The 13,845-nt window shown below is 63.8% G+C and carries 16 protein-coding genes; all 16 read left to right on the forward strand.

The genetic code is table 11. The annotated features are described in order from the left end of the window. The 16 genes from VGN68_RS04380 to VGN68_RS04455 all read left to right on the forward strand — a co-directional run bounded on the left by VGN68_RS04380 (position 1) and on the right by VGN68_RS04455 (position 13,845). Entirely contained in the window at positions 1-2,616 is a 2,616-nt protein-coding gene (locus tag VGN68_RS04380; RefSeq protein WP_327474230.1) for a DNA methyltransferase, read from the forward strand. Beyond that, positions 2,613-2,855, forward strand: coding sequence for a hypothetical protein (locus VGN68_RS04385; RefSeq protein WP_327474232.1), 243 nt, complete (start codon positions 2,613-2,615; stop codon positions 2,853-2,855). Before VGN68_RS04380 ends, VGN68_RS04385 begins: the two co-directional genes overlap by 4 nt. Next, positions 2,852-3,697, forward strand: a complete 846-nt coding sequence (locus tag VGN68_RS04390) for an HNH endonuclease signature motif containing protein (protein WP_327474234.1) — start codon at positions 2,852-2,854, stop codon at positions 3,695-3,697. The genes VGN68_RS04385 and VGN68_RS04390 overlap by 4 nt, the downstream gene beginning before the upstream one ends. Further along, complete coding sequence (locus VGN68_RS04395) at positions 3,694-4,035, forward strand: hypothetical protein (RefSeq protein ID WP_327474236.1); 342 nt, start codon at positions 3,694-3,696, stop codon at positions 4,033-4,035. The genes VGN68_RS04390 and VGN68_RS04395 overlap by 4 nt, the downstream gene beginning before the upstream one ends. Next, entirely contained in the window at positions 4,032-4,310 is a 279-nt protein-coding gene (locus VGN68_RS04400) for a hypothetical protein (RefSeq protein ID WP_327474238.1), read from the forward strand. The genes VGN68_RS04395 and VGN68_RS04400 overlap by 4 nt, the downstream gene beginning before the upstream one ends. After that, complete coding sequence (locus VGN68_RS04405) at positions 4,307-5,083, forward strand: hypothetical protein (protein WP_327474240.1); 777 nt, start codon at positions 4,307-4,309, stop codon at positions 5,081-5,083. Before VGN68_RS04400 ends, VGN68_RS04405 begins: the two co-directional genes overlap by 4 nt. Next, on the forward strand, positions 5,058-5,555 hold the full coding sequence (locus VGN68_RS04410; RefSeq protein WP_327474242.1) for a hypothetical protein: 498 nt from the start codon (positions 5,058-5,060) through the stop codon (positions 5,553-5,555). The genes VGN68_RS04405 and VGN68_RS04410 overlap by 26 nt, the downstream gene beginning before the upstream one ends. Before the next feature lie 8 nt (positions 5,556-5,563). Further along, entirely contained in the window at positions 5,564-6,106 is a 543-nt protein-coding gene (gene nusG, locus VGN68_RS04415; protein WP_327474244.1) for a transcription termination/antitermination protein NusG, read from the forward strand. A 213-nt stretch (positions 6,107-6,319) separates the two neighbouring features. Then, positions 6,320-6,586 carry an HNH endonuclease gene (locus tag VGN68_RS04420; RefSeq protein WP_327474246.1) on the forward strand — a complete coding sequence of 89 codons (267 nt, stop codon included), beginning with the start codon at positions 6,320-6,322 and terminating at the stop codon, positions 6,584-6,586. Between the two features lie 271 nt (positions 6,587-6,857). Next, positions 6,858-7,292: a P27 family phage terminase small subunit gene (locus VGN68_RS04425; protein WP_327474249.1), complete on the forward strand. Its 435-nt coding sequence runs from the start codon at positions 6,858-6,860 to the stop codon at positions 7,290-7,292. Next, positions 7,285-9,096, forward strand: a complete 1,812-nt coding sequence (locus VGN68_RS04430; protein ID WP_327474251.1) for a terminase large subunit — start codon at positions 7,285-7,287, stop codon at positions 9,094-9,096. The genes VGN68_RS04425 and VGN68_RS04430 overlap by 8 nt, the downstream gene beginning before the upstream one ends. 10 nt (positions 9,097-9,106) lie before the next feature. Beyond that, the gene (locus VGN68_RS04435) at positions 9,107-10,414 is read left to right on the forward strand and encodes a phage portal protein (RefSeq protein ID WP_327474253.1); all 1,308 of its coding nucleotides are present in this window, start codon (positions 9,107-9,109) and stop codon (positions 10,412-10,414) included. Then, positions 10,404-11,288 carry a head maturation protease, ClpP-related gene (locus VGN68_RS04440; RefSeq protein ID WP_327474255.1) on the forward strand — a complete coding sequence of 295 codons (885 nt, stop codon included), beginning with the start codon at positions 10,404-10,406 and terminating at the stop codon, positions 11,286-11,288. Before VGN68_RS04435 ends, VGN68_RS04440 begins: the two co-directional genes overlap by 11 nt. Positions 11,289-11,298: 10 nt before the next feature. Then, a complete protein-coding gene (locus VGN68_RS04445) occupies positions 11,299-12,549 on the forward strand; it encodes a phage major capsid protein (RefSeq protein ID WP_327474257.1) in 1,251 nt (416 codons plus the stop codon). Positions 12,550-12,596: 47 nt separating this feature from the next. Beyond that, positions 12,597-12,929, forward strand: coding sequence for a hypothetical protein (locus VGN68_RS04450; protein ID WP_327474259.1), 333 nt, complete (start codon positions 12,597-12,599; stop codon positions 12,927-12,929). 67 nt (positions 12,930-12,996) lie between these two features. Then, positions 12,997-13,845: a hypothetical protein gene (locus VGN68_RS04455; protein ID WP_327474260.1), complete on the forward strand. Its 849-nt coding sequence runs from the start codon at positions 12,997-12,999 to the stop codon at positions 13,843-13,845.

The following is a 13,845-nucleotide window of genomic DNA, read 5'->3' on the forward strand; positions in this document are numbered from 1 at the left end:
ATGACCGCCGAGAACTACCGCAGCTTCCTTGAAGCCAAGATGCCCGCCGCTCCGCTCGCCGGCCTGCCCTGCACCCTCGACGAGATCCCGACGCATCTGCGCGACGGCCGGCCGCTGAAGGATCACCAGCGCCATATCGTGCGCTGGGCGGTCGAGGGGGGGCGCCGTGCCATGTTCGAGGCGTTCGGCCTGGGCAAATCGATCCAGCAGCTGCTGATCGCCAATATCATCCTCGACAAGCTCGAGGCAGACCCCGGCCGGGTACCGGGCGCGCCAAACATGGGCCTGATCGTCTGCCCGCTCGGCGTGCGCCGCGAATTCATGGCCGACGCAGCCAAGCTGGGCATCACCGTCCATTTCGTGCGCAGCGACGCCGAGATCGACGCCAAGGCCGATTACTGCGCCATCCACCTGACCAATTACGAGAGCGTCCGCGAGGGCAAGGTCGACGTCAGCCGGTTCAACGTCGCTTGCCTCGATGAAGCCAGCGTGCTGCGCAGTTATGGCAGCAAGACGTTTCAGGAGTTTCTGCCCCTGTTCGAGGCAGTGCCCTATCGCTTCGTCGCAACTGCCACCCCCTCACCGAACCGGTACAAGGAACTGATCCACTACGCCGGCTTCCTCGGCGTCATGGACACCGGCCAGGCGCTGACTCGCTTTTTCCAGCGCAACCCGGAGCAGGCCAACGACCTGAAGCTGTACCCGCACAAGGAGGAGGAATTCTGGCTGTGGCTCAACAGCTGGGCCGTCTTCCTGCAGCGGCCGTCGGATCTGGGTTTCAGCGACGAGGGCTATGACCTGCCGCCGATCGAGGTTCGCTGGCACTGCGTCGAGACCGACATCAGCGACGCAGGCGCCGAAAGCAATGGGCAAGGCCGCCTGATCCGCGACAATGCGGTCGGCATAGTCGAGGCCAGCCGGGAGAAGCGGCGCACCCTTGACGCCCGCATCGCCAAGGTCGCTGACATCATGGCGGCCGATCCTGATGACCACTTCCTGATCTGGCACGATCTCGAAGACGAGCGCCGCGCCATTGAAGCGCTCGACATTCCCGGCCGGGACCGCATCGCCGCCGTGTTCGGATCGCAGGATCTGGACGCGCGCGAAACCATCGTCGGCGATTTCAGCGACGGCCGGATCAAGGATCTGGCGGCGAAGCCGGTGATGCTCGGCTCCGGCACCAACCTGCAACGCCACTGCCACCGCGAAATCTTCGCGGGCATCGGGCACAAGTTCAACGACTTCATTCAGGCGATCTTCCGCGTGCAGCGCTTCGGCCAGACCGAGCCGGTGATCATCGACGCGATCTATGCCGAAACCGAAGAGGAGGTCCGCCGCGTCCTGCTCGAAAAGTGGGCGCTGCACGAAGAGCTGACCGCCAAGATGAGCGCGATCATCCGCAAATACGGCCTCAACCACGCCGCCGCGGCCGACATTGCCAGTCGCAGCATCGGTTGCGAGCGGGCCGAGCAGAGCGGCCAGGGCTGGATGCTGGCGCATAACGACTGCGTCGAAGAGGCCCGTATCCTCGAAAGCGACAGCCTCGACCTGATCGTGACGTCGATCCCCTTCAGCAACCACTACGAATATACGCCGAGCTATAACGATTTCGGCCACACCGACGACGACGCGCATTTCTTCGCGCAGATGGATTACCTCACACCCGAGCTTTACCGCGCGCTCAAACCCGGTCGCCTCGCCTGCATCCATGTGAAGGACCGGATCCTGTTCGGCGCGGTCACCGGCGAGGGTGTGCCGACGGTCAACCCCTTCCATGCCAAGACGCTGTTCCATTATCAGCAGCACGGTTTCCAGTTCATGGGGATGATCACCGTCATCACCGACGTCGTGCGGGAGAATAACCAGACTTACCGCCTCAGCTACTCGGAGATGTTGAAGGACGGCACCAAGATGGGCGCCGGGAGCCCCGAGTACATCCTGCTGATGCGCAAGCCCCAGAGCGACCGCAGCCGCGGCTATGCCGACACACCCGTTGCGAAGAGCGCGACGGATTACAGCCTGGCGCAGTGGCAGATCGACGCGCACGCCTTCTGGCGATCGTCGGGGGACCGGATGCTCAACCCTGCCGAGCTGGGCGAAGTCGCGCCCCGCTTCGCGGAAATGGGCGTCGGGCCGCTGGTCAAGACGTTCACCACCGAGAGCCGCGACCTGATCTATGACGCCTCCGCGCATGTCGCCATCGGCGAGACGATCGAGGCACGGGCCCAGAATGACGGCCGCGGCCACTTGCCGCGCACCTTCATGTCGCTTGCCCCTGGGAGCCATCACCCCGATGTGTGGGACGATGTCGCGCGCATGCGGACGCTGAACGCCGACCAAGTGCAGAAGGGCCGCGAGAAGCACGTCTGCCCGCTCCAGTTCGATATCGTTGACCGACTGATCGAGCGGTTCAGCATGAAGGGCGACCTTGTCTATGATCCCTTCTGCGGGCTTGGCACCGTTCCGATGCGCGCGATCATGAAAGGGCGGCGCGGCCGGGGCAGTGAACTTAACCCGGACTATTTCCGGCACAGCTGCATTTATCTGGGTGAAGCCGAGCGCGAGATCGCGGTGCCCTCGCTCTTCGACCTGCTCGAGCTGGAGAAGGCAGCATGACCAAGAATCGATTGAAGGATCTCAACGACCACCTGTTCGCCCAGATCGAGCGGTTGTCAGACGAGGAGCTGACGCCGGAACAGATCGAGGCGGAGGTAAAGCGCACCGACGCGATCGTCGCGGTGTCCGACCAGATCCTCGGCAATGCCAATTTCCACCTCAAAGCCGCAACGCTGATCGCCAACCACGGCGACCGATTCAAAAAGTCGCTGCCCATGATCGAGGCGCCCGCGGAATGAAGGGCCGCGCGATATCCTACAGTGCCGACGAGATGGCGTGGCTCGAAGCGAACAGGACGTTGGTCATTTCCGACTATCACCGCGCGTTCGTCGACGCCTTCGGCCGGACAGACGTCGCGCTGGTCAATCTCCACTCCCTGCGGAAGCGCAAAGGCTGGAAGGTTGGCCGCGCACCGGGCCGGTACGTCGGCCGCCTGCGCAAATACACCGCCGCAGAGATGGCGTGGCTCGAGGAAAATCGTGCACTACCCATAGCCGATTACCACCGCAGGTTCTGCGAAGCCTTCGATCGCACCGACGTCACGGCTGGCGCGCTGCATGGCCTGCGGAAGCGCCACAAGTTCCGCACCGGCCGCACCGGTCAGTTCGAACAGGGCCACGTGTCGCCGAACAAAGGCAGGCCGTGCCCCGAGGGCGTCAGTGGTCGCCACCCGAATGCGCGCCGCACACAGTTCAAAAAGGGTCAGGCCGCGCCGAACGCCCACGATATTGGCGACGAGCGCGTTCGCTCCGATGGCTATGTCGAAATCATGGTTGCGGAGCGTAACCCCTATACCGGCGCGCCGCGACGATATGTCTTCAAGCATCGCGTGCTCTGGGAACAGGCCAACGGCCCACTGCCCAGCGGGATGGTGCTGAAATGCCTCTCCGATAACAAAGAGAACTGCGACCCGGCGAACTGGGAAGCCGTTGAGCGCGGGCTGCTACCGATCCTCAACGGTCGCCGCACTCCTCGCCGCCTTGCATTCGAAGACGCCGCAGACGAGTTGAAACCGCTCGTGCTCGCCCAGGCGAAGCTGCGGCATCAAGCGGGCAAAGCGCGGCGGAGATTGTCAGCGTGACGCCCACAACCTGCACCGCCCCCGGCTGCGCCCAGCCCCTCGACCGCCGCGGCCGGAACGTCAGCGGCCTATGCCGCCGCCACGCCCGCGATCTCGGGAACGCGCCCGAAGCGCTGGCCAAGCGCGCCGCGAGCATGCGCGCCTACACCGCTCGCACGCATCTCGCATGGTGCCCCGCCGAGCATCACGACGGCTATTTTCACCTGACCCGCGTCAAGCGCCTTCCCGCCGCCGAGGCGCGCGCCATCACAGAACGCGAGATCGCGGCTGGCGCCGGGCGGAAAGTCGCGACGGGCGTGCCGCCCCAGTTTCAACGCAGCCGGGAGATATCGCTATGAACCTGCGCGCCCTGTTCCGCCGCCGCGAGCCGGTATTCACGATCCAGCCTATCGGCCACGGTCGCTTTGCGCTCGTGACGTCCGACGCCGTGCCTGACGGTGTTGCGCAGGGCTTGGCCGCTGCATGGAGCGCGTCGGCGCCCGTCACCTGCGCCGAAGCCGGCCGGAGCGGAAATATCGTGCGCCACGACCGCGAGCGCGCCAAGATCCGCGCCGCCACCATTGCGCTGGCCGAGAAGATCGGGCGCCCGGACCTGGCAGACCCGCTGCGGTGACCGTCATCGCCACCGCCTTGAAGCACATGCTCGCGGCCGGGATGTCGGCAGAGGCGATCGTCGACGCGGTCGCCGAGATGGAAGCCGCTTTGCCCTTGGCGCAGCCTGTAGAGCCGCGGCGCTCGAAGGGAGCGGAGCGGCAGGCACGTTACCGCGAGCGTCACAAATCGTCACAAACGGTAACGGGTGACGCTGATAACGTCACATGTGACGAAAAGCGTAACGGGACGCCCCTTCCCCTTTCCCCCAAAGATAATAACTCAAACCCCCATACCCCTACCCGGGTTAATTCTCCCCGCGCGAAGGCCGAGGCCCATGTTGCGGCGTGGTGGGGCTGGCGGGTCAAGCACCCGTTCCCTCGACCGCATTGGGCCACCGACGAGCTATGGGCCGATTTCCTGACGAACCGGAAGCGCAAGGATCTGCCGAGCACGAAGGCGGCCCATGACAAGCTGCTGCGCGACGTCGCCGCACTGGCCGCCCGCTCCGGCTGGCCACCGGGCGAGATCTTCCGGGCATGCGTCGAAAAGAATTGGGGCGCGATTTACGAAACCGACGAAATGAAGGCGGCGATCAATGCGAATGGGAACGGTGGCAATCAGCGAAGCACTCAGCGGCGATCTGCTGGCGGGCGTGACAATCGGGACGGACTTGCCAGAGCGCTCGACGAGCAGATCGAGCGCGCTCGCGGCGGTGCGCCTGGACGATCAGGCGCTGGCGAAGGTCGAGGAGATAGCCAACGCGCCCTTGCCGCCCCTGCTGCCCTGCCCTGATGGCGACTTCGTCGAGCTGATCCGCGCGCTGACCACTCTTCCTCGGCGATCCGATGATGACGTGACCGGAAAGCTGCGGGTCAGCATCTATCACCGGAAGCTCGGCGGCTATTCGAAAGAGGCGTTGCAGTTCATGGTGTCGACCGTGCTCGACGAGCTCGATTGGTTTCCGACCATCGCGCAGTGCAAAGCGATCCTCGAACGATGGAAGCGGGATGACGGCGCGGTGCAGCGCCGGGCCTCTGCCGCGAACTTGGCGCGGGCCGAGCGGCGCGCGCGCTTTGACGACATCATGCGGACGCTCGAGCAGCGCGAATTCGATCAGGCCGCTATCGATGCCCTGACGGCGAATATCCGTTCGATCGCTGCGGAACGCGGCTTTTTGCGGCTTCACGATGATGGCGTCTATCGGGCGCGTCCCGTTCCATGTGGAACAAAAGGTGATTCCGAGAACATGGCGCAGGTGGTATGAGGTCGGGCATGGGCACGAACAGCGATCTTTGGTGCATCCTGCGCGTGGGCAGCCAGCGGACGATCGCGCTGGCCGAAAGCTTGGCAAAGTCGGGCTTCCATGTGTGGACGCCGGTCGCCACAGTGAAGCGCCGCCGGCCTCGGTCAAAGCTGCACCGCGAGATCACCGTGCCGATCATGCCTTCATATGTCTTTGCCCGTGCTGATCAGCTGCCGGCGCTATTCTCCGAGGCATCGAACCCGGCAACGGATCATCCCAATTTCACAATCGCGCGCTGGGCGGGCAAGATCCCAACCATATCCGATCGGCAGCTCGATGCGCTGCGCGTCGAGGAGCGGCGCGCCATTCCACCCAAGAAGGCTCGGCAGTACGAGAAGGGCGATCCTGTGCGCGTGCTCGATGGCGCGTGGGCTGGCCTGCCTGGCATCGTGAAGACAGGCCGCGGGCGTTACGTATGGGTCGATATCCCGGGCTTCTCGCAGCCGATCCGGTTCACCAGCATGCTGCTGATGGAGGAAGCGCAGGCGCAATCCGTTGGTATCGCTGCATGACTCTTGCGTGCGCGAATCGGTCATGTCATATGGGTAGCCTAGCGGGGGAGGTCGCGACCCCTTCCCTGCGTCGCTGCCAGAGCAGCTCGCGAGATCATTGGACACGCCGCATCGGCGCCCTCGCACCACACGCAGGAAGCTCTGCTTTCGTCGGGGTGCAACGCAATTCAGCATATCATGGGTGAGCGCGTTCGGGGCCGAGCAGGCCAGAAGATGCGAGCCCGTCGCCTCGCCCGCACCGACGGGCTTTGCGAACACTGCCTCGATCGTGACATCGTTCGCCTCGCCACCAAGGTCGACCACATCAAGCCGCTCGCCCTCGACGGCGAGGATGTCGACAGCAACACCCGCAACCTATGCGACGAGTGCCACGCCGAGGTGACCGCGGAGCAATTCAACCATGCCGCACCGATCAAAGCGCGCGGCGTCGGTCGTGATGGCAGGCCGACCAGCCCCGACCATCCATGGAACCGCGGCTGAGCATGGATGATCAGGACTACGCCGAGTTCCTGTTCGGTCTACCGGGCGTCGAGTATAGAGGCCTTTTGAGTGGCGCTTCCACGCGGCCTTTGCCGCCCGGATCCATGACGAGGCAGCGGCGACGCGCTGCCGCACGGGCAGCGGCGAAGGCCACCCCCCCGGTCGAAAGTCTGAACGGCCGCGCCAGCGGACACCCATCGGCCCATGCATGCGCACTGAGAGCAGTTTTTGAGGGGGGAGGGTTTCCGCCGCCCCCGCTGGAGATCCACAAATGGCCGACTTGGTTGAAATCCAAGGCGGCGAAGGAGTTCCGCCCGAACCCAATTGGCGAAAGACCTTCGGGCGTGCGGCTGATCGCGAAGCCGCTGCCGCTTATTGGCGCAGCATCATTTCCGAGATGCGCGCTGCCGAGAAGCTTGCCGTCGCGAATTCCCACGCCATCGTTCGGCTTGTCGTCGCATATGTCACATACGACATCAGCGCGCGGGAGGTGCTTAAGTCCGGGCCGGTGATCCTGGCGAAGAAAACGAAGGTGCCGACATACAATCCGTGGTGGACCACGATGTCGAACGCCGCCAGCCAGGCGCAGGCGATCGAGAAGGAACTTTGCATCAGCCCGCGCGAGCGAGGCAATGGTGCGAAGATCGAGAAGAAATCAACGCGGCGCACCGGCGCCGACAACTATCTGAAAAAGCGCGGTGGCTAACCGATTCCTGTCGGACCCGGATCCGACGACCGCCTGGGCGAAGGCCGCGGTGGATGGCAAATTGTTCACCGTCGGCGAGCTCGTGCGGCACGCGGCCGAGCGGCATCTACGCGATCTGAAGGACGGCGAGCGGCGTGGGATTTTTTGGCGTCCGGAATCGGCGGCGCATTTCCTGAATTTCCTGCCCGCGGTGTTTCAGGTGACCGACGGCCCCGCCGCCGGCGAGCCGTTTTATCCGCTGGAGTGGCACACGTTCGTTGGCGGAAGCCTATTCGGCTGGCGCACCGCCAACAATCGCTGGCGCTTCCGCTCTGGCTGGCTGGAAACCGGCAAGGGGCAAGCGAAATCGCCGCTCATGGGCGCGATCGGCGTCTATATCATGGGCTGGTCGGATATCCCGCGCGCGCAATGCTATGCGATCGGGGAAGACAAGGCGACGGCGAACGTCCTGTTCCGTGACGCGGCGGCCATGTGCCGCGCCGACGTACCGGGCATGGACGAAGGCGAAAGCCTCGAAGGCCTGGGCGAAGTCATCATCCGCGGCGAGCTGGAAAACGCGTGGAAGATCGAGCACCCGGACAGCGGTTCGTTCTTCATGCCGATCGCCAGCGGAGAATCGCAGTCCGGTCCGCGCCCCTCCTATGTGGCGGGCGACGAGATCCACGAATTCAAATCGGAGTCGTCGCTGCTGACGTGGAAAGCCGCGATCGACAAGGTCGCCGGCAACGCCATGATGCTCCTCGGCACGAACACGCCGGCGAAGACGCAGCATGTCGGCAATTCCTATTCGGAGATGTACCAGTCGATCGCCAAGGGCGAGGCGCGCGACGACACGGCCTTCGCTTTTGTGGCGCGGATCGACCGCGCCGACCGCGAAACCGTCTTTGAGAACGAAAAGTGCTGGCAGAAATCCCTGCCCGCCCTCGGCGAAACCTTCCCGATCGAGAATATCCGGGAGACCGTGAACTCCGCGAAGCTGCGGCCGTCGACGAAATCGAGCGTGAAGCGGCTCTATTTCGGCATCGACACCGCATCCGCCGACTTCTGGATCAACGAAGACAAGTGGTCAGCGGTGCAGGGCGCGGTCGACAGTCGCGCCATGAAGGGCCGCAAATGCTGGGTTTCGCTCGATCTTTCGCAGAAGAATGACCTTACCGCGGCGTCGGCCGCTTGGGATCTCGCCGACGAGCTGCTCGCGGTCAAAACTTGGTATTGGACCGCGCGCGAAGGGCTCGAGGATCGGGCCGACACTGACAAGGCGCCATATCTGGACTGGGTCGAAGACGGTTACCTGACCGCCACGCCGGGACCGACGATCGATTACACCTATGTCGCGCAGTGGCTGCTCGAATTCTGTTCCGACCAGGAAGTCGAGGCGCTGCTGGTCGACGCCGCCTTCCTGACAGCGTTCACGGACGCGTGCGACCAGGTCGGGCTGCAATACTGGATCTACGACGGCCCGGGAAAGCCGGACGGCCGCGGGCTCAAGATCATCAAGCACGCGCAGGGGCAGCGCATCGTGTTCGAAGACAAGCAATTGTGCATGCCGCATTCGATCACGCGCATCGAAGACCGGATCCTCGAAGAGCGCATCGTGATCGACGCGTCACCCGTGACATACAGCTGCGCGGCGAACGCTGTTGTCGAGGCCGACGGGCTCGGGAACCGCATGTTCAACAAGAAACGGTCGCGCGGTCGCATCGACGGCATGGTTACGGCCACGATGGCGGTCGGCGGCGCTACTGCCAACGAAAAGCCGAAAAAGAAGTCGGTCTATGCGTCGCGCGGCGTGATCCGGCTCTGAGGGAGGGCGCATGAGCATTTTCGTCCGCCTTCTCGAAGCGATAGGCATCGCCTCGGCGTCCGCACCGCCAATCGCTTCCCGTCCGGCGCCGGTCGGCCCGATCATGGCCTATAACGCCCTCGATCTAAGCGACCCGGGCTTGCTCGAAATGATGCGCGACGGGCGAATTGGCGTTTCTGGACTGTCGGTAAATGAGCGCCAGGCGCTCCGAAACAGCACCTTTTTTCGCGCCATGAATCTCATTGCCGGTTCGATCGGGAAGCTTCCGATCCATCTAATGCGCCGCAACGGGAAGCTCACCGAAAAGGCATCGGAACACCCGCTTTTCAACGTCTTGCACCGAAAGCCTAACGATTATCAGACCGCCAGCCGGTTCAAAAGTTATATGCAGCTGGCGGCGCTGCTCGATGGCTCAGCCTACGCGCTCAAGATCAAGTCTCGGGGCGCGGTGCGCCAGCTCATCCCCCTCGCCCGCCGTTCAGTTAAGCCGCAGCTGTCCGACGACTTTGTTCTGACGTTTCGATATACCCGTCCGAACGGCACCGTCGTCACCTTGCAGGCCGACGATGTGTTTCACTTCAGCACGCCGCTGTCGCTTGATGGCCTGAATGGGGTGTCGCTCCTCGATGTCGCCGCCGACACGCTCGGCCTGACCATCAAGGCGCAGCAAGCGGCCGCTCGTCTGCTCACGAAGGGGACTATGGCGCGCGGTGCGCTTCAAACCGAGGCGACGCTCGGCGAAGAGGCGATCGCGCATCTGAAGCAAAGCCTCGCCGAAGGTTATGCCGGTGCCAATGCCGAACACGACTGGCTGATCCTCGAGGAGGGCCTGAAAGCGAATGCGTTTGGCTACAACGCCAAGGATTCGCAGCTGATTGAGCTGATGAAGAGGGAGGCCGAGGAAGTTTCGCGCTTCACCGGCGCGCCGCGGCCGCTGCTCATGTTCGACGAAACCAGCTGGGGCAGCGGCGTGCGTGAGCTTGGCCTGTTTCTGGTCACCTATTGCCTGATGGATTGGTTCGTCATCTGGGAAGAGGCCATTTGGATGTGGCTGCTGACCCCTGAAGAGCAAAAAACCTTTTACGCCAAGTTCAATGAGGGCGCGCTGCTGCGCGGTTCGCTCAAAGATCAGGCGGATTTCTTCAAGGCAGCGCTCGGCCCGAATGGCGCCTGGCTCGAGCCGAACGAAGTCCGCGAAAGTTTCGACCGCAATCCGATCGAGGGTGGCGAAGGCCTGCCCCGCTCCGGCACCACCGCCGCGGCGATCGCGCAGGCCGACAAGCCTGATGACAAGGAAGGCTCCGAAAATGGTGCGTAAACCCGACATTCGCGTGAACGCTATGGCTCGTCCTGCGGCGCTGCCCCTGCCCGCTGAAAACCGCGTTTCTGCGTTCACGAAAGGCGACGTACTGGATCGCTGGAGCGATGAAGCCGCAGGCGTGCGCGCGCTCGCCACCGGCGACAATGTAATCACGATGTTCGACATCATCGGCGAGGATTTCTGGTCAGGCGGTGGCATCACGGCGAAAAAGGTTGCGGCGCAGCTGCGCGCGATCGGTGACCGCGAAGTCGAGGTGCAGATCAATTCGCCCGGCGGCGACATGTTCGAGGGCATCGCGATTTACAATGTCCTGCGCGAGCATTCCCAGACAGTGACGGTTAAGATCATGGGCATGGCAGCGTCGGCGGCATCGATTATTGCGATGGCTGGCGACCGCATCGAGATCGGGACCGCGTCCTTCATCATGATACACAATTGCTGGGTCGTGGCGATCGGCAACCGCCATGACATGGCCGAAACGGCGGAATGGCTGGAGCCGTTCGATAGCGCCATGACGGACGTTTACGCAGCTCGGACCGGTCAGGACGCCAAGGCGATCGCCCGGTGGATGGATGCCGAAACTTACATGTCGGGCAGTACGGCCGTCGATCGCGGGTTCGCCGACGCCTTGCTCGCCGCCGACGAGGTCACGGTCGACGAGGATGCAAAGGCATCTGACAAGCAGGTCAATGAGGTGCGAGCCATGGAACTCGCGCTTGTCCATGCGGGCCATTCGCGCACCGAGGCGCGCGCCCGCATCAATAAGATCAAAGGCACGCCAGGCGCTGCCGATGACGACACCACGCCGGGCGCTGGTGACACCGAACTGGCGGGCCTGATGGCCGGCCTTCTCAACACCATCCAAGCCTAAGGAATCCAGAATGAACATGCTCAAGCCTGCCGCGTTCGCCGCGGCAACCGCCCTCGTGCGCCCGCGCGCTGTTGTCAGCGTTCGCGCCGACGCCAGCGACCCTAAGGCGCTGATCGCACAGCTCAACGCTGCCTTTGAAGAATTCAAGAAGACCCACGAGACGCAGGTCTCGGCCAAGGTCGACGACGTGCTGTTCAACGAAAAGCTGACCGCGCTCAATGCGACGATGTCGACGCTCGAAGCTTCGCTCGACGAACAGGCCAAGCTGATCGCCGCGGCCCGCCTCGGCGGCAACACCCCCGGCGATATGGATCCGACGAACCCGGAATATGTGGCCGATTTCAAGGCTCACATGCGCCGCGGCGACGTTTCGGCCGCCATGTCGGTCGGCACCGCCGCTGAGGGCGGCTATCTTGCACCGGTCGAGTGGGATCGAACGATCACCAACAAGCTCAAGCAGCGCTCGCCGATCCGCGAGAATGCACAGGTGATCACGATCAGCGGGAACGGCTTCAGCCGGGTCTATAACGATGGCGTAATCGGATCCGGCTGGGTCGGGGAAACCGCGGCGCGACCGGCGACCAGCACGCCGGGGCTGACTTCGCTCGCCTTCGAAACGGGCGAGCTGTACGCGAACCCGGCGATCACGCAGATCGCGCTCGACGACGTCGCGATCGATCTTGAGGAATGGCTCGCCAACGAAGTCGAAGGCGAATTCGCCATTCAGGAAAACGTGGCGTTTCTCAGCGGCAACGGAACCAACAAGCCGCACGGGATCCTGACCTATGTGACCGGCGCTGCAAACGCCGCGAAGCATCCGTTCGGCGCAATCATCGGCACCACCGTTGCCGGCGCCGCCGCGGTGACGACGGACGAAATTGTCGACCTAGTCTATTCGATCCCGAGCGAGCGCGTGGCGAACGCCAAGTTCTACCTCAATCGCACCAGCCTCGGTAAGGTTCGCAAGCTCAAGGATGGCCAGGGCAACTATATCTGGCAGCCGACCTATGTCGCCGGTCAGCCGTCGACGCTGCAGGGTTACCCTGTCGTCGAGGTTCCGGGCATGCCGAACATGACGACCGGTCTCGTGTCGATCCTGTTCGGCGACATGGCCGCAAGCTACCTGGTGATCGATCGCGTGGGCATCCGCGTGCTGCGCGACCCCTTCACCAACAAGCCCTTCGTGCACTTCTACACCACGAAGCGCGTCGGCGGCGGCGTCCAGAACCCCGAATATATGCGCTTCATCAAGCAGGCGTGATCAACCACGGCCCGGGCAACACGCCTGGGCCAACATAGGAGGCCAACATGGCTGTTTCGAAGAATACTGGCGGTGCGAAGACCGTCGACACCACCAAGGTTCCGCTTTCGGACGTCCCGGGCAAGCCCGACACCGCGGGCATCACTGCCGACAACCTCGAACCCGCGACCTATGTCGCCGCGTCGGGTGCATTGATCGAGCCGACGATCGTCGATCGCATCGACACGTCGCATCCCGCTGTCGACAACGAGCCCCGCAAGGGCGCCAGCGTCGAAAGCAATCAGATCGATTTCAACGATCCGACGCTGACCCTGTCCGAGCAGGTCGAGCAGAACCTTGTTCAGAGGAACCTCCAAGCGGCCGAGAAAAAGGCCGACTGACCTGGCTGGCGCCGGCGGTCCCCTCGCCGGCGCCATTCATTCCCGCATATTCGAAGGATAGCGCCCGATGGCCGATAACATTGTAGCGCCTGCGACGGGCGTATCTCTTGCCACCGACGACATCGGCGGCATTCACTATCCCCGCAGCAAGGTCGTCTTTGGCGCCAATGGCGTGGCGACCGACGTGTCGGATGCCGCTCCCCTTCCCGTCGAGATCATCGGTGCCGGCGCCGGTGGCGGCGATGCCACGGCTGCCAATCAGGACGAGCAGACCGCTATCCTCGCAAATCTTCTCGCTGCCCTGATCGCAACCATCACGGTCGACGGCGAAGTCAGCTTGAGCAGCGCGACACTGACCGCGCTCGAAACAACCGAACTCGGCGCCGCCACGCTTGCCGCGCTGGAGAATATCGGCATGACCGGCACGGTGGAGCTGGGCGCGACGTCGCTCGCAGCCCTTGAGACGACGGAGCTCGGCGCTGCCAGCCTCGCTGCGCTCGAGAGCATCACGGCCGTGCTGAGCGGCGCGGTCGAGCTCGGCGCAGCCACCGTTGCTGCGCTTGCCACTTCGGAACTAGGCCCCAGCACCCTCGCCGCGCTGGAAAATATCACCGCGACCGTCACGAGCGCGCAGAGCGCGCCGACGCATGAGACCAAGACGCTTGTCGCCGCGACCGCTCAAACAATCCTTACGGCCGATGCGAACCGCGTCGGCTGCCGGATCCTGAATTTCACCGCGGCGCCGGTTTACCTGGCGCCGGGCACCGCTGGGACGCCCCCGAGTGGCGGCGGGTCGGATTATGTCCCTGCGGCAGCGTCCGGCGTGCCGGGGCAATGGGAATCGCCATATCGGCCCGTCGGCGGCATCCGAGCGGTCGGCGCCTCTGCTGGCGATCTGACGGTGGTGAGCTGGTAA

This window comes from Sphingopyxis sp., assembly GCF_035998965.1.
In the GTDB taxonomy this organism is placed as follows: Bacteria; Pseudomonadota; Alphaproteobacteria; order Sphingomonadales; family Sphingomonadaceae; genus Sphingopyxis.